22 protein-coding genes are annotated in these 21,911 nt (G+C 37.0%); 4 read left to right on the top strand and 18 right to left on the bottom strand.

Annotated elements, in window-relative coordinates; genetic code table 11:
• Positions 1-184: 184 nt before the first annotated feature.
• The gene (locus tag RVS70_RS11835; RefSeq protein ID WP_026680608.1) at positions 185-1,180 is read right to left on the bottom strand and encodes a lipoate--protein ligase; all 996 of its coding nucleotides are present in this window, start codon (positions 1,178-1,180) and stop codon (positions 185-187) included.
• 84 nt (positions 1,181-1,264) lie between these two features.
• Positions 1,265-1,996: an MBL fold metallo-hydrolase gene (locus RVS70_RS11840; RefSeq protein WP_026680607.1), complete on the bottom strand. Its 732-nt coding sequence runs from the start codon at positions 1,994-1,996 to the stop codon at positions 1,265-1,267.
• Between the two features lie 100 nt (positions 1,997-2,096).
• Here RVS70_RS11840 and yhfH point away from each other — a divergent pair, with 100 nt between their 5' ends.
• Positions 2,097-2,225 carry a protein YhfH gene (gene yhfH, locus RVS70_RS11845; protein ID WP_080668645.1) on the top strand — a complete coding sequence of 43 codons (129 nt, stop codon included), beginning with the start codon at positions 2,097-2,099 and terminating at the stop codon, positions 2,223-2,225.
• 460 nt (positions 2,226-2,685) lie between these two features.
• Here yhfH and hemY read toward each other — a convergent pair whose 3' ends face one another.
• The 5 genes from hemY to RVS70_RS11870 all read right to left on the bottom strand — a co-directional run bounded on the left by hemY (position 2,686) and on the right by RVS70_RS11870 (position 9,054).
• Positions 2,686-4,089 (bottom strand): protoporphyrinogen oxidase, encoded by a 1,404-nt coding sequence (gene hemY, locus RVS70_RS11850; protein ID WP_026680606.1) that lies wholly within the window; start codon positions 4,087-4,089, stop codon positions 2,686-2,688.
• Entirely contained in the window at positions 4,086-5,027 is a 942-nt protein-coding gene (gene hemH, locus RVS70_RS11855) for a ferrochelatase (protein ID WP_026680605.1), read from the bottom strand. The genes hemY and hemH overlap by 4 nt, the downstream gene beginning before the upstream one ends.
• 38 nt (positions 5,028-5,065) lie before the next feature.
• Complete coding sequence (gene hemE / locus RVS70_RS11860) at positions 5,066-6,106, bottom strand: uroporphyrinogen decarboxylase (RefSeq protein ID WP_026680604.1); 1,041 nt, start codon at positions 6,104-6,106, stop codon at positions 5,066-5,068.
• 105 nt (positions 6,107-6,211) lie between these two features.
• On the bottom strand, positions 6,212-8,380 hold the full coding sequence (locus RVS70_RS11865) for a PBP1A family penicillin-binding protein (protein ID WP_321133418.1): 2,169 nt from the start codon (positions 8,378-8,380) through the stop codon (positions 6,212-6,214).
• A gap of 161 nt (positions 8,381-8,541) precedes the next feature.
• On the bottom strand, positions 8,542-9,054 hold the full coding sequence (locus RVS70_RS11870) for a hypothetical protein (protein ID WP_321133419.1): 513 nt from the start codon (positions 9,052-9,054) through the stop codon (positions 8,542-8,544).
• A gap of 157 nt (positions 9,055-9,211) precedes the next feature.
• On the opposite strand from RVS70_RS11870, the gene RVS70_RS11875 reads away from it, so the two are divergent.
• Complete coding sequence (locus RVS70_RS11875; RefSeq protein ID WP_026680601.1) at positions 9,212-9,706, top strand: antibiotic biosynthesis monooxygenase family protein; 495 nt, start codon at positions 9,212-9,214, stop codon at positions 9,704-9,706.
• A 584-nt stretch (positions 9,707-10,290) separates the two neighbouring features.
• Here the strand turns inward: RVS70_RS11875 and RVS70_RS11880 are convergent.
• The 8 genes from RVS70_RS11880 to RVS70_RS11915 form a co-directional block, all read right to left on the bottom strand.
• Complete coding sequence (locus tag RVS70_RS11880) at positions 10,291-10,542, bottom strand: hypothetical protein (protein WP_121604864.1); 252 nt, start codon at positions 10,540-10,542, stop codon at positions 10,291-10,293.
• Positions 10,543-10,922: 380 nt separating this feature from the next.
• Positions 10,923-11,402, bottom strand: a complete 480-nt coding sequence (locus RVS70_RS11885; RefSeq protein ID WP_026680600.1) for a thioredoxin family protein — start codon at positions 11,400-11,402, stop codon at positions 10,923-10,925.
• A complete protein-coding gene (locus RVS70_RS11890; protein ID WP_026680599.1) occupies positions 11,403-11,837 on the bottom strand; it encodes a disulfide oxidoreductase in 435 nt (144 codons plus the stop codon).
• A 243-nt stretch (positions 11,838-12,080) separates the two neighbouring features.
• Positions 12,081-12,713, bottom strand: coding sequence for a response regulator (locus RVS70_RS11895; protein WP_026680598.1), 633 nt, complete (start codon positions 12,711-12,713; stop codon positions 12,081-12,083).
• A gap of 15 nt (positions 12,714-12,728) precedes the next feature.
• A complete protein-coding gene (locus RVS70_RS11900) occupies positions 12,729-13,760 on the bottom strand; it encodes a sensor histidine kinase (protein WP_026680597.1) in 1,032 nt (343 codons plus the stop codon).
• Positions 13,761-13,772: 12 nt separating this feature from the next.
• Positions 13,773-14,504, bottom strand: a complete 732-nt coding sequence (liaF, locus tag RVS70_RS11905; protein WP_026680596.1) for a cell wall-active antibiotics response protein LiaF — start codon at positions 14,502-14,504, stop codon at positions 13,773-13,775.
• Positions 14,505-14,517: 13 nt separating this feature from the next.
• Positions 14,518-15,756 carry an MFS transporter gene (locus RVS70_RS11910; protein WP_026680595.1) on the bottom strand — a complete coding sequence of 413 codons (1,239 nt, stop codon included), beginning with the start codon at positions 15,754-15,756 and terminating at the stop codon, positions 14,518-14,520.
• 88 nt (positions 15,757-15,844) lie between these two features.
• On the bottom strand, positions 15,845-16,495 hold the full coding sequence (locus RVS70_RS11915; protein ID WP_205388400.1) for a phosphatase PAP2 family protein: 651 nt from the start codon (positions 16,493-16,495) through the stop codon (positions 15,845-15,847).
• Between the two features lie 108 nt (positions 16,496-16,603).
• Here RVS70_RS11915 and RVS70_RS11920 point away from each other — a divergent pair, with 108 nt between their 5' ends.
• Both RVS70_RS11920 and RVS70_RS11925 read left to right on the top strand, forming a co-directional pair.
• On the top strand, positions 16,604-17,041 hold the full coding sequence (locus RVS70_RS11920) for a ferritin-like domain-containing protein (RefSeq protein ID WP_026680593.1): 438 nt from the start codon (positions 16,604-16,606) through the stop codon (positions 17,039-17,041).
• 198 nt (positions 17,042-17,239) lie between these two features.
• Complete coding sequence (locus tag RVS70_RS11925; RefSeq protein WP_321133424.1) at positions 17,240-18,415, top strand: amidohydrolase; 1,176 nt, start codon at positions 17,240-17,242, stop codon at positions 18,413-18,415.
• Positions 18,416-18,691: 276 nt separating this feature from the next.
• On the opposite strand, the gene tnpA is transcribed toward RVS70_RS11925, so the two are convergent.
• The 3 genes from tnpA to RVS70_RS11940 all read right to left on the bottom strand — a co-directional run bounded on the left by tnpA (position 18,692) and on the right by RVS70_RS11940 (position 21,322).
• Positions 18,692-19,147: an IS200/IS605 family transposase gene (gene tnpA / locus RVS70_RS11930; protein WP_121604857.1), complete on the bottom strand. Its 456-nt coding sequence runs from the start codon at positions 19,145-19,147 to the stop codon at positions 18,692-18,694.
• 224 nt (positions 19,148-19,371) lie between these two features.
• Positions 19,372-20,583 carry an ABC transporter permease gene (locus RVS70_RS11935; RefSeq protein WP_321133427.1) on the bottom strand — a complete coding sequence of 404 codons (1,212 nt, stop codon included), beginning with the start codon at positions 20,581-20,583 and terminating at the stop codon, positions 19,372-19,374.
• Complete coding sequence (locus tag RVS70_RS11940) at positions 20,576-21,322, bottom strand: ABC transporter ATP-binding protein (protein WP_121604860.1); 747 nt, start codon at positions 21,320-21,322, stop codon at positions 20,576-20,578. The genes RVS70_RS11935 and RVS70_RS11940 overlap by 8 nt, the downstream gene beginning before the upstream one ends.
• Positions 21,323-21,911: the final 589 nt, after the last annotated feature.

Raw genomic sequence — 21,911 nt, forward strand, 5'->3', positions numbered from 1 at the left:
CTTCACTTCCATTTAGTGACGCTTGTTTATAATGCCTCGAGATTAGCCGCGGATCGGATTAGACTAGAAATGAAACATAAGACGCTAAAAGCTGCATAAATAAAATTGATCTTTATTAAAAAAACTTAAAAATCATCAAGGAACAACTCTATGCATTTTTAAAAACAGCAATTATGAAATTGATTCAATAAATTAAATTAATAAAATCATCTTTAGAAATTTTTCCTAAGTAATGAGATACATCAACATTTGCCAATGCTTCTTCCAGAGCTTGGCGATTATGACGAACACCTACTAACTTTTCTTCCATGACTTTTATTTCACCAATACCAAAGAAATCCCCATAAATTTTACAATTTCCAATGACACCTTTTTTAACATCTAGTCGCACATCAACAAGACCAGCAGGGAATTTATGTGATGCTTGAATGTTGAAGGATGGTGATTTCCCATAGTTCCATTCCCAATTTTGATAGCGCTCACGCGATATTTGATGGACATTTTCCCAATCTTCCTCAGTTAACTCATAGCGCGGAACATCAGCAACATCCTCTACGTCGAATACATGTCGCAGAATAATCTCTTTAAATTCATCAACGGTAATTTTTTTCTCAAGAAATTCTGAAATGTTAGCAACACGACTACGGATTGACTTAATTCCCTTTGACTCAATCTTTTCTTTTTTAACTTTTAATGCAGAAACAACATTTTCTATTTCAGAATCCAGCATAAGTGTACCATGGCTGAACATTTTCCCTTTGGTTGAATACATGGCATTCCCTGAAATTTTCCGACCTTCTACAGTAAGGTCATTTCTCCCTTGTAGTTCAGCTGGCACACCAAGTTTATTTAAAGCATCAACCACTGGTTGTGTAAATTTAGCAAAATTTTGAAAGCTATTTCCATCATCTTTCGTTATGAAGCTAAAGTTTAAGTTACCTTCATCATGGTATACTGCTCCGCCACCTGATAATCTACGGACGACTTTAATGCCGTTATCATCTACATATTGTGTATTTATTTCTTCGATCGTATTTTGATTCCGACCGATAATAATAGATGGAGCATTCACATAAAATAGTAAATATGTATCTTTCTCACCAAAATTTTGCAATACATATTCTTCAAGTGCAAGATTAATTGATGGGTCTGTAATCCCTTTATTGTCAATAAACTTCATCGTTTATACTCCCTTCAACATAAAAATAGGTATTTGGTATAGCTTTAGTTTAATGTAAATAAGAGTAGTAATCAAAAAATAAACCTAGCGCTCCCAAACCAAACCTTCTTTTGCAATTTGTATTACACCTTGATAAATCTGTTCCGCCTCTTCTTTTAATTGATTCTTATCACCGTACTGAGGCAAATGACTTAAAATTAGCTGTTTAACATTAGCTTGTTGTGCAATTGATGCTCCTTCACTACTAGTCATATGCCCTACATTTGTCCCATCTTGTTCCGCATAAAGATTGCAATCTGTAATCAAAAGATCTGCATTCTTCGCAAAATCAATCCAGTCTATATGATAACTAGTGTCTGCTGTATATACAATAACATGTTGACCATCTGTAATACGCATTCCATAACAAGGGACTGGGTGCTTCGTTTTTAGAAAAGTAATGGTAAACGGTCCTACGCTTAAAGGCAATGCTGGGTCATATTCTATTCCCTTTGTAAATGAATGTGTCAATGAATCAAATGCGTCTCTATCCTCTGTATGTGCAAAAATGGGTAATACACGGCCTACTCCTGTTATATAATAGTTGACCAATCTTGCATACTGTAGAACTCCAATATCAGCGATATGGTCGTAATGATAATGAGACAATAGGACAACGTCCAAATCTGAAATTGCTTTAAACTGTTGCAATTTTGATAAAGCTCCACTACCCATATCTAGCACCATGCTATAACCTCTCGTTTCTAGTAAATAGCATGAAGTTGCTCCATTTGGCGCAGGATACCCACCCCAGCAGCCAATAACAGTAAATTTCATAAGCATACACTCCTATTTTTTATTTTGTTGTAACACAGTATTGACTAATTGAATACTGTTATATTACAATGAGTTTAATTCAATCAAGAGGAGGAATCACATGATAAACGTCATGGAGTTTTTTAGAAATCTACCTAAGAAAAAGTGTAGTAAATGTGGTCATGAAATGGTTGAGAAAGCAGATTGCTACGGTAATTTATGTGACGATTGTGATCATCCAGCTAGATAATGTTATCATTTAATTCTTGATAAAGAAATAATCTTTGTAAGTGCTATTTCCATCAGTGGGGGTTTTGCCTTCACCCCCACGTATTATTTACGATACCGTCGACCTTTGTAATGTGGATAAATCAAAATCACCAGAAACCAACAGCTTTAACCTACCATAAAGTGAGTTTTTATTGCCAAGCTATAAGCTCTCTAGCCCCCAGCCAGAGGTTTTCTCCTTAAAACAAAAGCACAAGCGCCTGATTAGAAGCCTAGCGACTGGAGCGAGTCAACGGAGATAGAGCTTGCGAGCCGATGTTGACTTAGATTAGGGCGGTTCGTGAAGTCGCGTAGTTTCTAGGCGCTGGAGCTGGACGAGGCTCAACACGCCCATCTTTATCCACTTGGGCAAATTTTATAATTTCCTAGACTAAAAAAGCCGAATAGAATTTCAGCTTCTATCCGGCCCACTGTATATATGATTACTGTAAGAATGATATGACATCTTGTGCGGTTTGCTCACCTTGTTCAATACAATCGGGAATACCAGCCCCATCAAAGGAACATCCTGTTAAAAACACTCCTGGTACATGTTTATTAGCCTCATTACGCACTTCAGAAAGACGCTCCAAATGTCCTACAGTATATTGCGGTCGTGAATTCTTCCATCGAGTAATGACGCGAAACTCTGGCTTTGCTTTAATTTTCATGGTCTTATTTAAATCATTTAAAACAACATCCGTCAATTCATCGTCAGATAAGTCGACTACAGACTCGTCATTTGGTCTCCCTACATAGCACCGTAGTAAGATCTTTCCTTTAGGTGTCGTTGTTGGCCATTTCTTATGCGTCCATGTACAAGCTGTGATTTGATAATCGCTGCTTCTTGACACTAGAAAGCCTGTACCATTAATATCCTTTTTAATAGCTGACTGATCGAATGCTAAAACAACATTTGCTGTAGATGTAGATGGAACAGTAGTAAATGGTTTAAAGAAATCATACTGGCTAAAAATTTTTGGTATTGTAAAATGCGGTGTAGCCATGATGATTGCATCAGCTTTATACACATTTCCATTGCTTAGTAACAAATGGTACCCATGCTCCTTTTTTTCCACATGATCAACAGATGTTTGCAAGGAGATGATGTCGTCGTCAAGTACTTCTTCCAAACGATTCACAAGTGTTTCCAATCCATTTGTAAAGGAAAAGAATACGCCTTCTGGATTTTTCTTTTTACGCTTATCCGCCTTTGGCATCGTTTTCTGCAAGCCCTTTATTACACTACCATATTTTTGCTCCAATTGATAAAAGTTCGGATAGGTTGCCTTTAAACTCATTTGGTCAATATCCCCAGAGTGAATTCCAGATAATAATGCCTCAATTTGATTTACTAATAACTCATTTCCAAATCGACGGCGGAAAAAAGCACCTAGTGATTGATCGTCCTTTTGTTTCCCTTTAGGCAATACCAAATCAAATAACGCGCGAGCCTTACCCTTTGGTGAAATTAACTTAGAAGTGAGTAACGGTCCGATATCCTTTGGAACTCCCATAAACGTTCCTTTAGGCATCTTATGTAATCTATCATTAACCAATATATAGGATTGTCCTGTTGCATTACGGACGATTTGCTCTTGTAACCCTAATTCTTCCACAAGTTTAACAGCAGGCTGTTTTCTGACAAGAAGTGAATCCGGACCTTGTTCAATCGTAAACCCATCACGTCTCAAGGTTTTTATTTTTCCACCTAAGCGGCTATTTGCTTCAATTAGCTTAATCTCATAGGGTAGATTTTTTGCTTTTATCTCTTTTTGTAAATAGTAGGCAGCAGATAAGCCTGTTATTCCGCCACCCACAATTGCAATCGTCTTGGTTGGCTTCATTGTACTTCACGCTTTACTTTTTTCAAAACAACTTCAGACAATGTACGAATGAACTGGGGATGAACATTCGGCATTTCCGGACGATAGTATGTTGCTCCTAGCTCGTCACAAACTACTTTGCATTCATAATCATTATCAAATAGTACTTCTAAATGATCCGCAATAAAGCCGACAGGCGCATAGACAAATGTACGATATCCCTTTTGCTCATAAAGATCTCTTGTTAGATCTTGTACATCAGGTCCAAGCCAAGGATCAGGAGTATTCCCTTCACTTTGCCAACCAATTTCATAATTACGAATACCCGTTTCTTTAGCAATTAACTTCGCTGTTTCTTCTAACTGTTGTGGGTATGGGTCACCATTTTGCAAGATTTTTTCTGGCAGGCTATGTGCTGAAACAATTAGGACTGCTTTTTCACGCTCATCCTCTGTCATTTTATCGTAGACAGCAGATATTTGATCTGCCCAATACTTAATAAATCCTGGCTCGTCATACCAGCTTTCTACAGAAGTAATGGATGTCACGCCATGCTTAGCAGCTTCATCATTCGCTCGTTGATTATAAGATTTAACACTAAAGGTAGAATAGTGAGGAGCTAATACAATGGAAACAGCTTCCTCAATACCATCATTTGCCATTTGCTGTACAGCATCCTCAATGAATGGTTCGATATGCTTTAGACCGATGTAAGCTTTAAATTCAACTTCATCCTGTAAAGCATTTAAATTTTCTTCTAATGCCGCTGCTTGCTGCTCTGTTATTTTTGCTAATGGAGAAATTCCGCCAATTGCTTTGTAACGATCTTTTAAATCCTGTAATGCAGCTTCATCTGGTTTTCTCCCATGGCGAATATGCGTGTAATAACGTTCGATATCCTCCTCTTTATAAGGTGTTCCATAAGCCATTACTAATAATCCCAATTTTTGTTTTCCCATTACCAAGCACCTCTTCATTTAGATTTCTTGCTTAAAGATTATTTGTTCTTTCCTGTATATTCATGAATAAAGGCCGTCAGTTTTTCTAATGTAGCCGGTTTGATATCCGGCGTAACCCCGTGACCAAGGTTAAATACATGATTGCCATCTGCAAGGCCTTCATCCAGAATAGTTTTGGTTTTCGTTTTAATCATTTCCCAATTCGTTAGTAGAATCGTTGGATCAAGATTTCCTTGGACTACTTTGGTTACCCCGATTTGTCTAGCTTCAGCAATTGAGGTACGCCAATCCAAACCAATAACATCCACCGGCAAGTCATTCCATTCAAGTAATAAGTGCCGTGCACCAACCCCAAAAATGATTAGTGGTACTTGATGCTTTCTCAACTCGGAGAAAATACGCGTCATTACTGGTTTTATAAACACACGATAATCAGCAGCATTTAAGTTACCTACCCAGGAATCGAAGATTTGAATAACTCGAGCTCCCGCTTCAACCTGGGCATCCACATACGCTATCACCATATCTGATAGTTTGTCCATTAAAGCAAACCATGCATCTGCTTGCTGATACATGAATGCTTTCGTTTTATTGTAATTTTTAGAAGGTCCGCCTTCGATCATATAACTAGCTAACGTAAACGGGGCACCGCTAAATCCAATTAAAGGCACATCTAGCTGCTCTTCCGTCAATAGGCGAATTGTGTCCAACACGTATGGAACATCTGCTTTCGGATTAATTGCACCAAGCTTTTCTACATCATGAAAAGATGTAATTGGATTATGAATAACTGGACCAATTCCCGATTTAATTTCAACATCGACGCCAATAGCAGGTAATGGCGACATAATATCTTTATATAAAATCGCAGCATCCACGCCATAATTTTCAACGGGCAATCTAGTAACATAGGCACATAATTCTGGTTGATGCGTAATTTCAAATAATGAATACTTCTCCTTTAGAGCCCTGTATTCTGGTTGGGATCTCCCCGCCTGACGCATAAACCAAGCTGGTGTATAATCGGTAACTTCCCCCTTATATGCGCGAATTATCGTATCATTTATTTTCTTTGACATACCATCCATCCTTTTCACGTACTTCATTAGCCACTAATAACTATATCGATTAATAGTAAACCTGTATAGTAATGCTTACTGATTGTCATGAATTTGTCTAAATTATCACGTTAATTGTACTGATTTAGAGCGTTTACCTTCTACTTTTGTTAATGGGTTATAAGGAACAATATAATACCTTTTCGATCTAAATAATGCGTCATCGATCGTAAATTCTGTAACACCTTCAACTTCGCCAATTCGCTCATCTATGCCAGCTTTATCACGGTAAATTCGATAGATGACACGTTTATCCGTAGACCCCTCCCATGTCAGCTTACCCCTTACTAGTGATATACTCCCAAAGGAATAACTAGCTTGTAAATTCTTGATTTCAGGGAGGACTATCGGCTTCGGAACAGCTGTAACCTTTTCTGGTTTTGTAAATGACTGGACAAGTGAATCCTGTTTATCCAACTCCGTTAAAATGCTTTTTACAAGCCTTGTTGGGTATTCACTACCACCAGTTAAGTAATGCTCCTTATCCGATTTATCATATCCCATCCATAATGCCATGACGTATTCTGGTGTATAACCGGCAAACCACGCATCTTTTGTCTTTCCTTTGACTTGCAAATGTTGTGTCGACCCTGTCTTTCCAGCTAATGCTTTAGAAAAATCTCCAGCACTTGCAGTTCCACTGGCCACTGTTTCTATAAGCATCTCCGTCATGTTCCAGGCAACCTGGGAATCAAACACTTTCGTAGACTTTGGCTTAGCATGGAATAATAGCTTTTGATTACGATTATAGATACGGTCTATCGCATTCGATTCGATCACTTTTCCTTTCCGTGGAAAAACGCTATAGCTTTCCATTAGCTCAATGGGGGTTATTCCCTCCGTCAGTCCTCCTAAGGCAATTGCAAGTCCTTCATCCTTTATAGAAAGGTTTAGTTTGCTTAAATATTGCTTAGCATTTGTGATGCCAATCTCATTTAAAAGCCAAACAGCCGGTGCATTTTTTGAGTGAATGACTGCATCATAAATAGAAACAGCTCCTTCATAATTATCGTCATAATTTTTGGCCGTATAACCATCATAATCAATTTCTTGATCTGGTATAAGTGTATAAGGCTGAAATTTTTCTTTTTGCATCATAGCTGGTCCATATACTGCAATAGGCTTCATCGTCGAACCTGGTTGTCTTGATACTGTAGCACGGTTCAGGTCACCTAGTTGATAATCTCTACCTCCGATAATGGATACGATCTTTCCGGTTTTCTGCTCCATCATAGCAAAGGCTCCTTGTGTACCAGCAGTATTACCTGGGAAATAATTCTCGTTTTTAAACTGATCATATGCTACTTTTTGTGCAGTATCATTCATATTTACAATAATTCGATAGCCTCCGCGCTTCAGTTCTTCCAATGATAGATCATGCTCAGCTGCGGCTTCTTTCATGACAAAGTCAACATAGCTCGCAGCCCATGGTTTTGGATCCCATTTATTCACATCTAACCCAAGAGATCTCTGTTCCTCTTTAACGCGCTGTTCTGTAGTAATTACACCTGCATCCTCCATCGATCTTAAAACAGTATTACGTCTATCCTTAGCCTTGTCAGGGTGGTTTATTGGAGAATACCCATTTGGTGCCTTAGCAAGCCCTGCCAGCAAAGCTCCTTCGGCAATCGTTAATTCTTCAATTGGTTTGGAAAAGTAATAATTTGCAGCAGTTGCTACACCATATACCCCTTGTCCAAAATAAATTTCATTTAAGTACAATTCAAGAATGCGTTCCTTAGGAAGTGTTTGTTCTAGGTAAACAGCTGCCATCACTTCTTTCGTCTTACGTAACCATGTTTTATCATTCGTGAGAAACAGGTTCTTAGCAAGCTGTTGTGTGATGGTGCTAGCTCCTTCCACTTTACTCATTGCAATAATATCTTTGTATATCGCCCGAAACACAGAACGGAAATCGACACCAGCATGACCATAAAACCGCTTATCTTCAATCGAAATAAACGCCTCTTGAACATGCTTTGGGATATCAGCAAGTGAAGCAAGGGTGCGGTTCTCATTGTATAATCGACCTATGATTTCTCCATCCTCAGTTTCAATCGTAGTTGTAGCATTTAATAAAAATTTCTCATCATCAACTACTAGCCTACCTGCAAATACAATGGCAGCAAAACTTAAGAATCCAATAAAAATAATAAATAGACAGCTATAAAGTATTACCTTTAATTTACGAACAAGGTGGGAACGCTTGGACTTCCTTCTTTCTATTCTGCTCATTTGTTCACCTCTACACATTCACACCTACATTATACGACACAAATCTACAATCTTAAAGTTTTATACTTCATATTAATTAATAATTATTTCAAATAGATTCTAAAGAAAGATTTATGTGAATGCAAACAAAAAACAACCCCTATAGCAAAGCAGAGTTTGTTTTAATCACGATTAAAGATTAACTGATTTGTTAGATAACCATTATTTATAATTTCTTCTAAAATTTTCTCCTTCACTGATTCTTCTACTTTATATTCTGTCCAAACATTTATCTCAAGCTCCTTAGCTTGTAGTGATATTAGTTCAACAGAAATCTTAGCTTTGGAAAGATGCATGTCGATGATGGCAGTTACATCAGCTTGTGCTGCTTGAGTTATTTTCTCAATATCGTATGCATCACTAATTTTTTTGTCGGCGATATTCTCACCAACATAAAACAATAATTCAGGTTCACTGACCTCATATGCAGTAGCATGATACGCTCCATGCATCACATCAAAAGAAAGTTCTTTAATAAGGAAGTTGCTATCGTATTTAGCTTCTAAATAATCCCTAAAACTAGCTTTGGCATTGGCCATCCCCCATGGTGTTCCATGAGCAACAAAAAAAATAAGACATATAGATAAAACCAAAAGAATGGGGACCGTAATTAACACGTTTTTAGAAAGTTTCATAGTGCTTCCACCTTTCCTAGTGTATAGCATAGCATATTTTCTAAATTGACAAATATTTATTTTTCCACGTGTAAGATTTAATAAGAAAAGATATTGACTAACTAGTATCTGTATAGGGTATGATGACTATAAGAGCATTCAAGAAAGGGGAAATATAATGAAAGCTTTTATGACTAATGGAACTGCAGATTTTCTAAAGAAGCTTGAAGAAAAACATACGGATAAACAACTTTGGATCATGAGTTCAAATTCAGGATCACTTGCCTATTATGAAGATGAAAAGAAAAGCATATTTGCATCAGGAAGAGAATACGACATTCTAATCCACAAAGGAAATTTACAGGAAGAGGGATATGTCGTTATGAATAATATTCCAGTAACGGAAGAGGGGCAGCCAGTATTCGAGGATCGTTTTAAAAAACGTAAACACGAAGTAGACATGATGCCTGGCTTTCAAGCATTCCGGTTGTTAAAGCCCAAAAAAGGGAATACGTACGTTGTATTCACACAATGGAAGTCAGTACAAGATTTTGAAAACTGGAAAAACTCGGATCAGTTTAAGCAATCCCATAAAGGACAATCAACAAAACCACCGGCTTATTTCGCAGATAGACCATTCCTTACTACGTATCATATGTTAAGTGACGAATAAGGATATACTAAACTGGGGAGGTCTCAGAAGATGACATTTTCAACACAGTTGGAATAAAATACCTTTCTATGGACAGTTATTCAGCATCCTCGTGAGGTCACGAATTCCGGGGATTTTTACACGATTGCCTTTCCCATAGTAGGTTGGGCATATTCTATGCCCATATGAACACTTGTAGATTCCCTCGTTATAATCCGTAATTAATGGAACTTCCTCTATGTTGTCTTTGCTTAGATACCTTTGATATTCACAACCATTATTGGGGATAAACAAAACACCTAATGATGGAAGTTTCACTTTATACAGTAATTTTCAAGAATAGTCGTTTCTGAATCCGCAGCGAATATACACTGCTTTTGTCGATACGGACCTTTCTCTAAAATTTATAGCACATATTCTATGTACCACAAGGGTGACCTAAAAGCCTTTAAACCAATCGAACATTTACTGGCAGCCGCCCCACTTACCTATATTGAGATTTCACCTTATTACTTGAAGTGGGGGATTACTGCCAGCTATATGTGGAATACAGCCTCTTTCTAAACCATAAGAAAAACGGAGCAAAATTCGCTCAGTCCTTATCACTAAATGCTCAGATTTACGCTTCCTCTAGTAGCTATTATGGAATAATAGCTACTGCTTGCTTGACCACCACTCCGGCTTGCCCACTTCCCTTTCCGTGGGGTTTGTCCTTCAGCTAACTTTTTTAGCAAAACCCGCTCAAAAAAGTGGATCTTCAGGTCAAACATTTCCCACAGGAGTTGAAGCGACCGGCCTTCGCTATTATCAGGCTCTACAACGCTAGCATGAAGTAACACAGCTGTTTTTATACTCACGGATAGCGATTTTCACTTTACCCATTGTAAAAAAAGTCAACCTATTTCTTATGACAAGAATTGTTGCACTTTCTCATAGCGGAGACGAATTACGTAGACTCCTGCGGGATTAGCGCGAGCCGAAAATCCACTTTGCAACGTGTTCTTCTTTGCAAAGTTAGTTGAGGCCGCGCCCGTGGAAAGCGAAGTAATTAGTCGGAGCATTGCCCAATATACATCAAACATTTCAAAATAACTACTTGGCTTAACCAGTCATTGCACTGATTTTATACTTTCTTAACTTATAAGAAAAGCAAGCTAACTGTCATACAGTTGCTTGCTCTCGTTTACTAATTTTTTATAACTGTTAAACCATGATTATGAAAAAAATACATGACTTACTAGTTTTTTACATATTGATCAAAAAACGATTGAAAATTTTCTTCCCCTTTATCTCCTACAATACGAGCTACTTCTTTACCACCTTCGAAATGAATTAAGGTTGGAGTTGATTCTATTCCATACGCACTCCACTGATCATTAAATTCACGAAGATTCATTTTTTTCATATCCACGTTATTATCTTCAGCCAATGGCACAAGATAAGGCGTTGTATTCTGACAATGTACACATAATGGATCATAAAAATAGACAGTAACTGGATCGCCACTCTCCACCTTTTGACTTAAGTCATCTGGTAGAATTTGATTCCCGTAATTTGGATCATCTAACTGATCAATTGTCCCTTGATGAAGCTCCTTGTCACCATAAGGATTTTCATTTGACTCAACCGTTTTATTATTTTTATAATCAATAACAAAATATAGACCGGCAAATAATAGTACGATAACGCCAATAAATACTAGCATTTTTTTCTTCACTTATTTCATCTCCTTTTGCTCTTTCCATAAAATAAGGTGTAACACAAAAATAATGATGAATGCAGTACCTGCTAAAAACGGTATGGATACAAAACCAAAGTAGTTTACATAAGTAAGGTTACACGGAACAAGACCACAAGCTCCTCCTGTATCCTGCAATGCTGGTAACTTTTGCACCAAATAGTGGTAGGTTGAAACAAACATTCCAATTCCACTCATAATTAATCCGGGCAAAGCAATGGAAAGGTCTTTCTTTACTGCTGCAACACCATAGATAATGACTAATGGATACATTAATATGCGCTGAAACCAGCAAAGCTCACACGGTTCATAGTTCATAACTTCTGAAAAAAATAAGCTTCCTAGCAGTGCAATAAAAGCCTGAGCCCAAATAAGTAATAATAAATTCTCTGCTCTTTTAGAAATTTTCCCCATCGAAGAAGTCCTTTCTTTTTTGATAGGATCGACACCAAAATACTGTTCTTTATAAGTAAGCACCCTTTAAAAGCACAACAGTGGATAATATGCAGTCAAGGAACTATAAAGTCAGTCTTATCGCACTATCGAATACTATCCTATTAGTTTACTACATATGTATTATACAAATCTAGGGGGTGAATGACAAAAGGCTAGCTTAAAATCACTCCTATTCTGTGACAATTTTATGAAATTTGCTAGTTAATTACCTGACAAATGATTACGATGAACATACACAGCAGCTTGTGTACGATCATGGACCTCTAGTTTAGATAAAATATTACTCACATGTGTCTTTACCGTTTTAATACCAATAAATAATTTCTCACTAATTTCTTGATTGGTCATTCCATTGCCAATACATAATAACACCTCTAATTCACGTTCTGTTAATTCATCATGCCGTTTTTTTTCAACAGAACGAAAGCTCGACATCATTTTTCCAGCTACTTTCGGCTCAATCACTGTTTCACCTGCAGCAGCCTTTTTAATTGCGTCCGTAATCTCAGTAGCTGAAGATGTCTTTAATAGATAGCTAAAAGCACCTGCTTCTAGTGCTGGAAATACCTGCTCATCATCATAGTAACTTGTCAAGATAATGATCCTACATGGAGGATTCGTAGCCATGATTTTCTGTGTGGCATCAATACCAGTTCCATCCTCCATAATTAAGTCCATTAACACGACATCTGGCTTGGTTTCACGAATAAGTTCTACTCCTTCATTACCACTTGAAGCTTCCCCTACTACATCTATAGCATCGTCTGTTTGCAAATATGCAGTTAATCCCTTCCTCACGATTTCATGATCGTCTACAACAACCACTCGTATCATCGCCTCATTCCCCCTTTAACACGGAATTCGAATATCAATGTAAGTTCCTTCTTGTAAATTAGAACGAACAGAGAATGTCCCTCCTAGCTCTTCACTACGCTCTTTCATTGTTTTTAATCCATAGGATGTTTTTCTTTCATGTAATACATCAAAGCCTTTTCCGTTATCACGAACATGCATAAATAACTCATTGGATCGTTTCGCAATATCAATACGTACTTCGGTTGCATTTGCATGACGCAAGATATTTGATAATGATTCTTGAACTATTCGGAAAACTTGTTCTTCAATTGTTGAAGAAACCGATAACTGATTAGGAATACTAATATGGAATTCAATATTGCTTTTCTGTTGTAATTCATTTATTAATTTAGAAATACCATCTGACAATGACTCTCCAGAAAGGTATACGGGACGTAAGTGCAATAACAATGCACGCATTTCTGCCTGTGATTGAAGTGCGGCTTTAGACACTTCAATCATTTGTGTTTTTGCTTTTTCTGGGTGTTTGTCAAATTGCTTAATCGCCGCTTCCGATAACATCGTTAACGCAAATAGCTGTTGACTGACTGCGTCATGCAAATCTCTAGCAATTCGCTGCCTTTCCTCTATAACAGCTGCTTTATGTGCTGATTTAGCAAATTCAGACTTTTCATCCGCCATTCGTTGTAAGGAACGTACTTGATTTTGTAATTTTTCACCGAGCTCATTCATTTCATTACCAATACGCGTAATCTCGTCTCCTTCGTTAAAATAAACTTTTGTCGTATAATTACCATTAGCAAATTGGGTGATTTGTACAGAAAGATAGTCAAAACGATCCTTAACATCTCCACCAGACTTAAACCCTGCATATACCGAAATAATTAGTGCTAATCCAATATATAACGAGATAAATAAAAATATACTTGCAGCAGATAACCAATTTGGATGAAATAATACATAGATAGAGAGTAATATAGATAAAATCGTTACACATGTTAGAAACAATCCATATATATGTGAACGAATATAACTGTAACGAATACTAGCAAACCGCTGATTCATGTGGTTAACCTCCTACACATAATCTATTCGAATCGATCCAGCTTTTAATTTGATATTAAAGTCAATTTTTCGAAGGGATGTATCATAAGCTTTTGTTTCATAGGTTAAGGAACGATTAATCCCCTCTGCCGTTTGACCAATAACATTTACTTCCCCTGCCTTCACAGAAGCGTACACCTTGAACTCAACACTTTCAGGCATTAGAATTGTTACATCACCTGCGAGTGAATGAATGGTTATCGGTATTTCTTTATCTGGAATAAATGCCTTGGAAAAGTCAAAGTAGAAATCACCAGCCCAGTTACTTAGCTTCATTGGCTCTACTTTCCAATTCTGATTAATAAATTCATGACTACCAAACGAAAACATAGAGGTATGATCCCCATGATCTCCTTTATATTCAACCTTCATTTTTTTTCTACCTACAAGCATAAAGCCAATATAAATAATTAATAATGGCCATAACTTAAATATATCCCCAAATGTAAAGGAAATGATTTCGAATCGATCCAATAGAAGTAACGTTCCGAATAGGATAAAAAAGGAGCCAAAGATCCAGCTCCCCCCAATTTTTTTTAAAAAATCAAATAACCACTTTAATCCAATTACGATGAAAAATATTGGATAAATATATGACCAAGCCAAAGAAAAATTGAAATGAATTACTCCAATATTAGCTAATACGAGCATGACGCCTATTGCAATGAAAGTAATCGCAATAAAATAGCGCACCATATTTTTCATTCTGTTCACCCTTTTATGAAGAGATTAATGTTCGTAGTTTCTTGTTCTTTAAATTATATATGGCAATGAACATAACGACGATTCCACTGACGATAATAATTGTCTGTATCGACACGCCGACAGCAATTAATAATGATGTAATAACATAAGAGATTGGAACAAGTCCTGTTGATACAGTCATTAATAGACTCATCATTCTGCCAAGCATTCGTTTCTCCGTCGACTTTTGTAAAATCGTCATGATTGGTATGTTTACTAATTGTAAAAGGAATGCCAGGCTAGCAACTAAGCCAGCAGTTAGGTAAAGATAGGATGACATACCGATAGAAGTATAGATAACTCCTAATACGATTAAACTAATAATGACAGTTAATCCCTGCTTTTTTAGCTTTATCGATGCTAGGAAAATAGCACCAATCAATGCACCTATCCCCATTGCTGTTTGTACAGTGGCCAAGCTAATTGCATTACCAGCAAAAATGTCCTTTACAATGATAGGCATCCCTATTGAAAATGGCCCTGTAAAAAAGAAGTTCAAGAAGAATGCAGTAAAAACAATGGACATAATCAGTTCATTTTTTCTAGCGTAGGAGAAGCCTTCCTTTAAATCCTCCAACGGTGTCTTCTTCTCCCCTGTCGCGTCCGCTTGCTTCAATCGCATAAATAATACAGTCAAAGAAGCGATAAGTAACATGACAAATGCTACAGAAAAAACGCCTTTAAACCCAAGTAACGCTATTAATGTTCCGCCTAGTGCAGGTCCTAAAATCGGGCTAATCTGTGTCGTCATTTGAATAAGAGAATTACCTCGCTGTAACTGCTCTTTTTCCAAGATCATTGGCGTTAGTGAATTAATAACTGGGTAACTAAAAGCATCGGAAATGCCAAATAATGCAGCAAGCACAATTAAGTGCCATACGGTGACCGCATCCATAAATAAAAATAATAGTAAAACGAAAATTAAAATTGCCCTTGTAAAATCAGAAATAAATAAAATCGTACGCTTATTAAAGCGATCTGCTACTATTCCTCCAACTGTCAATAATAATAACCGTGGTACAGAGGCTGCGAAGAATAACATCCCAAAATAAAATCGATTGTCATCTAATGAGAGCATAAGCCATTCTGCACCAATTAAATAGACATAATATCCTGGTGCAGAAAACAATGATCCAATAAATAATAATATAAAATTACGATTTTTAAATATCGGTAAACCTTCTTGTTGATTTTGTTGTACTGTAGCATCCATTGAAAAAACTCCCCCTCGTCAAATTCGAACTATTCTTAGCTTACTTATATTTATAAACGAGAGAAACCTTCCAAAGGATGCTTTTAATTCAGCCTCGAGACGGATAACAGCGTTTCTTTTGTAACCACTGGTAGAGATTAATACTCACTAGTAAACAAAGAAAACCAATAAGAAACCCAGCGAGCACATCTGTTAAATAATGGACATTAATAATATAACGGCTTATTCCTATTAAAAATATGAGCATAGCAAAGAAAAATTCAATGATAAACCGCCTCTTGGACGATTGTAATCGTTGAGATAGAAAATAAGCGCATAAACCATAACAAACCATCGGTATCATGGCATGACCTGAAGGGAAACTATGACCTTCTGCATTTGCGGCAACTAATATGCTAGGTCTTTCTCTATCAACAAGATGTTTGATCGCAACGTTTATGTAATGCGTTAAGAGTGTGCCACCACTAAGTATTACAGCTGGTAACCAATCCTGATAGAGGAACCAAAATACAACTGCCATAATAATCACGAATGGAATAGTGAATGGCCAAGAGCCTAAATCTGTAAGAAAACGGAAAACCTCATAAAGTATGGAATCTTCGTCTAATCCGATGACAGGATCCCTTGTCCATTGGTCTAGATAAGGAAGTTTATGATTCATGATTTGATATATCCACCAACCGTTAATACACAGAGCTATCATTAAAAGTAGAAGGATATATTTACGGCTATACTGCATGCTTATCCCTCCTATTTCTATTTATAATACATGAAAATAGGTTTTAAAAAAACCAGATAGGGAAATGTATCTATAGAACAAACAAATTTTATAAAGGGTGAGTAATAAATGGAAAAAGAACTACAATTATTAATCGATGGACTAAATGAAGACTTATCGCATGAATATGCAGCTGTCATACAGTATACTTATAGTGCTTCCGTTGTATACGGATTATACCGCTCAGCCCTCAAGCCTTTCTTTGAAGCAGAAATCAATGATGAATTAGGTCATGCTTTATATTTGTCTGAGAAAATAAAATCACTTGGAGGTAATCCGACAACAAAAGCTGCAGATATTCCTCAGCCTACGGAAGTAAAGGATTTATTAGAAGCCACACTTCAATCAGAGGCTGCTACCATTGAACGATATGAAAAACGTAAAAAGCAAGCGGAGAATTTAGGTTATACGGAGCTAGTTGTTAAGCTTGAGGATCTAATTACTGACGAAACACAACATAAAGAGGAAATTGAGCGTCTATTAGCTGACCCTCGATTAGCATCATAAATAAACAGTTTGCTTTCGGAACAAAATTTATTAGCGATTAACCCCTACCTCAAATGAAATGGAGGTAGGGGTTTTTCTCTATATGTATTTACATATATCCGTCCATACATGAAATTATCCTCAATTTTCATGTATACATGCCTAATAAATATTTTTCAATGTTATAATAAGTGAAAAAACATCGAGGAGGTCTTTTGCTTGTTAGAAAAAGTCCATCAGTCCATTGATCAGCTCTATTCAGAAATGGTTCATATACGTAGACATTTGCATCAGTATCCAGAGGTTTCTTTTCAAGAAACAAAAACCGCTGCATTTATTGCTAATTATTATAACGAGCTAGGTATTCCTTGTGACACAAACGTAGGGGGAAACGGTGTAATCGCAACCCTGAAGGGGAAAAAGGCAGGCAAAACGATCGCGTTACGTGCTGATTTTGATGCACTCCCTATTCAAGATGAAAAGGATGTTCCCTACAAATCCAAAGTTGATGGTGTCATGCACGCTTGTGGGCATGACGGCCATACCGCTACCTTACTAATACTGGCAAAGGTTATGAAAGAATATCAAGATCAACTTCCAGGAACCATTGTATTTTTACATCAGCATGCAGAGGAATATGCACCAGGTGGAGCTAAGCCAATTATTGAATCAGGAGCCATAGATCACGTCGATGCGGTATTCGGCACCCATTTATGGGCAACAACACCTGTTGGTGTTCTGCAGACTTCCAAACAAGCATTTATGGCAGGAACGGATCGATTCGAGATTATTATTCAAGGAAAAGGTGGTCACGGGGCTTACCCACATGAAACAAAGGATGCGATTGTGATCGGCTCTCATTTAATTACTCAGCTTCAACAAATAGTAAGTAGACGTGTAGATCCATTAGATACGGCCGTTGTAACTGTAGGCGTATTTGAGGCTGGTGAGGCCTTTAATGTCATTGCAGACAAAGCAAAGATTGTTGGCACTGTACGCTATATTAATCCCGAACTCCAAGACAAGATTATTGAGGATATGAAATGCATTATAAACGGAGTATGTATAAGCAGTGAAGCAACCTACTCCTTTAACTATGTGAAAGGCTATCCTCCGCTTATTAATCATGCAAAAGAAGCTGAATTAGTTCTGCGAATTGCCGAGAAAGATGTTGAGGATATTTATAAAGCAGAGGAAATTAATCCGTCTATGGCAGGAGAGGATTTCGCTTATTACCTCATGGAAAAGCCTGGAGCCTTTTTCTTTACCGGTGCGCAAAAGCATGCAGATCCTTATCCACACCATCATCCTAAATTTGATATTGATGAGAGATCTATGCCTATTGCTGCAAAAACACTCATTCAAGCCTACTTTGCTTATCAGGACCAGGAATAATTACAATTAAGGATTTTATCTCTCAAAGAGCTTGGAACGATTCCGCAGCCTAAGATATAATCGTTTTCCACCGGCAGAGCCCTCTCGCTGGATACGGAAGGTTTCGGTAGTGATTCATCGCACGTAGAAAAGCGCGCCTCTTTTCCAAGGAATCTCGCATTTATTTTAATAACTATCCGCCCGTAAAACGGGCGGTTTTAGTTTCGCCCTATAAGGGCACTTTACCAACGAGACCCCTAAAGGGGCTTCTGAATTGACCGTCAACCGTTTATCTTCCTACCTATTTTTAAATGGATCGACGTATTCACGTTTACTCATGTTGTCTCGTAGTCTATCCTCCGATTCTTGTTCACGAATGTATTTTGCCACAGTTTTTTGATTGAGCCCTACTGTACTGACATAGTAACCTTTAGCCCAAAATGTGCGGTTTCCATGATTGTATTTTAAGTTGGCATGTCTATCATGGATCATTAAAGAGCTTTTACCTTTTAAGTAGCCCATAAAGTAAGACACTGACATTTTTGGTGGTATTTTAACCAGCATATGGATGTGGTCAGTCATGGCATGAGCCTCAATAATTTCTACATCTTTCATCTCACATAAACGTCTTAAGATCACCCCGATGTCTCTTCTGAACTTGCCATAAATTTCTTTCCTTCTGTACTTGGGTATAAAGACTATGTGATACTTACAATTCCATCGGGTGTGTGATAAACTATTGTCACTCGACATGAGTAGATCTCCTTTCTATATATAGAGTCGGTTTGACGGCCAACTCTATTATATCGAAAGGAGATTTTTCTGTTACAACTCTACAAGTTTAATTCTCACACAGGCAGAGCCTGTGGTTTAAAAAACATCAATCAGAAAACAAACTATAATTAGTTTTAACTAATAACTAATTATAGTTTGTTTTTTATTGGTTCTTATTTACTTTCGTCCAAGATTCTTTTTCTTTATATTAATTTTTTCTTTACATACCCAAGAATAAATAGAAAATTAAACAAGCTTCCACTGATAAGGACGATTACCATTCCTAAGTATTGACCTAAAGCGATAAATACAATGGAAAATATAACGGTTTGTATACCAGTTAACTGAAATAACAGTTTCATTAATGACGCTTGACGCACAGCCTTAGAAACTGGATAAAGGTCTATCCACATCACCGTTCTATGATGCTGATAAAGTGCCATCATCTGAAAACTGCTTAAGTATAAAAACAAAATAGCAAAAACTACTTTTAACCAGAATGATGGAATAAAATATATAAACAGTCCGCCTATTACAATCAGTCTTACAAACATACCTAAATAATCGCCGCTTCTAATAAAGGTAACTCGATATAGATAATCATACGTGTATTTCTGCATAAATGGCAAGCTGCTTACCAACTTTACAAGCCATTGTCGCTTGCGTACACGACTCTTTAAATGAGGTACATCAGCAAACATATTAGCAAGACGATAAAATGCTTGCATTCTATTCTGGTCTTTTTCTACGAGTAAATCCCAAACAATTCCTGGCTGCTTACGGCAAGTTTGATAAATATAGAGGAATAATGCTGTAAATAAGACAGTGCTTATACCCGCTAACAGCATATTACCATCGATTAAGAAGTAAAATACCGCTACATTTAGCACTGTTCTAACTGTAATATCTGTTCGACGTACGCCAGGTTCTCGAACCTTAAGCATCCACCAATTTGCAATTAAATTTCCTGCTTTAAATAGGAGTAGAACAGCAATGGTAACCATATAGACTTGACCTGATCGCCTATCATAGATAGTACTATACAGTGGTCCCAATGCTGCAGCAGCTAATAAAACAAGATAAAGTTGAATGATAAAGCTATAAAGCAAGGTATTCCGAAAATAAGGACCCATTTTATGTTCTGCAGCAATTAAAAATACAAGATCAGGCTCTTTAAGTAATGTGCGTACAGGACTATAGCTAGCAATCATACCGAATACTGTACCAATAATTATTGCAGCAGGGAAATTTTCTGGTATTTCTAGGAGCCACTTTTGATAATAAAACGCAAGCGCAGAAATGAAAAAAAGCAGAGCTACAGCAATATGTCCATTAAAAATGTAGCGTAGATAACGGCTTGTCTCTTTTACATGAGCAGCAAATCGATTTTTAAAGAAAGCATGTGAATCAAACATGGCTATCTTCTTCCTTTGTTAATTGAACATATAAATCATCTAATGTTGCACCTGGCATATTAAAGCTTTCACGTAATTCTTCAAGCGTACCCATTGCCCTAATTTCACCATCGTGTAATATTACAAAGCGATCACAATATCGTTCAGCAGTTGCCAATATATGTGTAGACATTAGAACACCAGAACCATTATTCTTCATTTCCTCCATAAGTTGTAAATATGACTGAATACCTAAGGGATCTAATCCAACAAACGGTTCATCTACAATGTACAATGGTGGTTCTATTAAGAAAGCACACATAATCATTACTTTCTGTCTCATACCTTTAGAAAAGTGAACCGGGAACCAATTTAGCTTTTTCTCCATTCTAAATTCTTTAAGTAATGGCTGTAATCTCTTTTCAAAAACTTCTTCTGGTATATCATAAGCCATTGCCGTTAAGCGAAGATGCTCATAAAGCGTTAATTCATCATAAAGTATTGGCATCTCAGGGATATAGGCCATTTGGTTACGATAACTTTCCGCATTTTCTTTAAACGTCTTGCCATTAACAGAGACTGTCCCCTTTTTTGCCTGCATTAAACCAATGACATGCTTAATAGTCGTACTTTTCCCTGCTCCATTTAACCCGATTAATCCAACTATTTCACCTGAATGCACGTCAAAAGATATTCCATGAAGTACATTTTTATGCGTGTATCCGCCGTATAGATTGTTAATATGTAATAATGCTTCCACGATTGGCTCCTCCTCTTCGTCTAGTGTATATTTTATCATTTGTGGAAGGGAAAACCAAAGTAAACTATATGCTTTTTTTCGACAAAACGAATAATACTAGCCTGTTTAACATTCATTGTTAAGGAATAGGTGACTCCCTCTCTAGTAGAGGGCAAATGATTTACAAAAAAATTGTATAATTTTTAAACTCGCGTAAACACTATTTAGTGAAGGGATAAGGATGTAACCAAGTTCACCAGAAACAAGTATTTTTCGTGTGATAAACACAAATGAGGTGTCAGCGATCGAGTATCTAATGTAAATTTCGTGTATTCTTACACAAATGAGGTGTTAGTGATCGATATCTAACTGAATTCGTGGATTAAACACAAAAATGAGGTGTTTGTGAACGGTAATCTAATGATATAAATCCTTTTTTTGAGCACATCTTCCATTAAGAAGATACAACAAAAAGGTTTTGTAAATGAGCGTAGCAAAAAGCTAATTGCTTTTAAGACAGTTGTTTACAATGTCCCCGCGTTAGAAGACATCCTTTTCCTTCATCAGACTAGTCCTTTGGGCTAGTCTGTTTTTGTACAGATCACTTCTA

The organism is Virgibacillus sp. M23 (assembly GCF_034190895.1).
Lineage (GTDB): Bacteria > Bacillota > Bacilli > Bacillales > Amphibacillaceae > Virgibacillus > Virgibacillus salarius.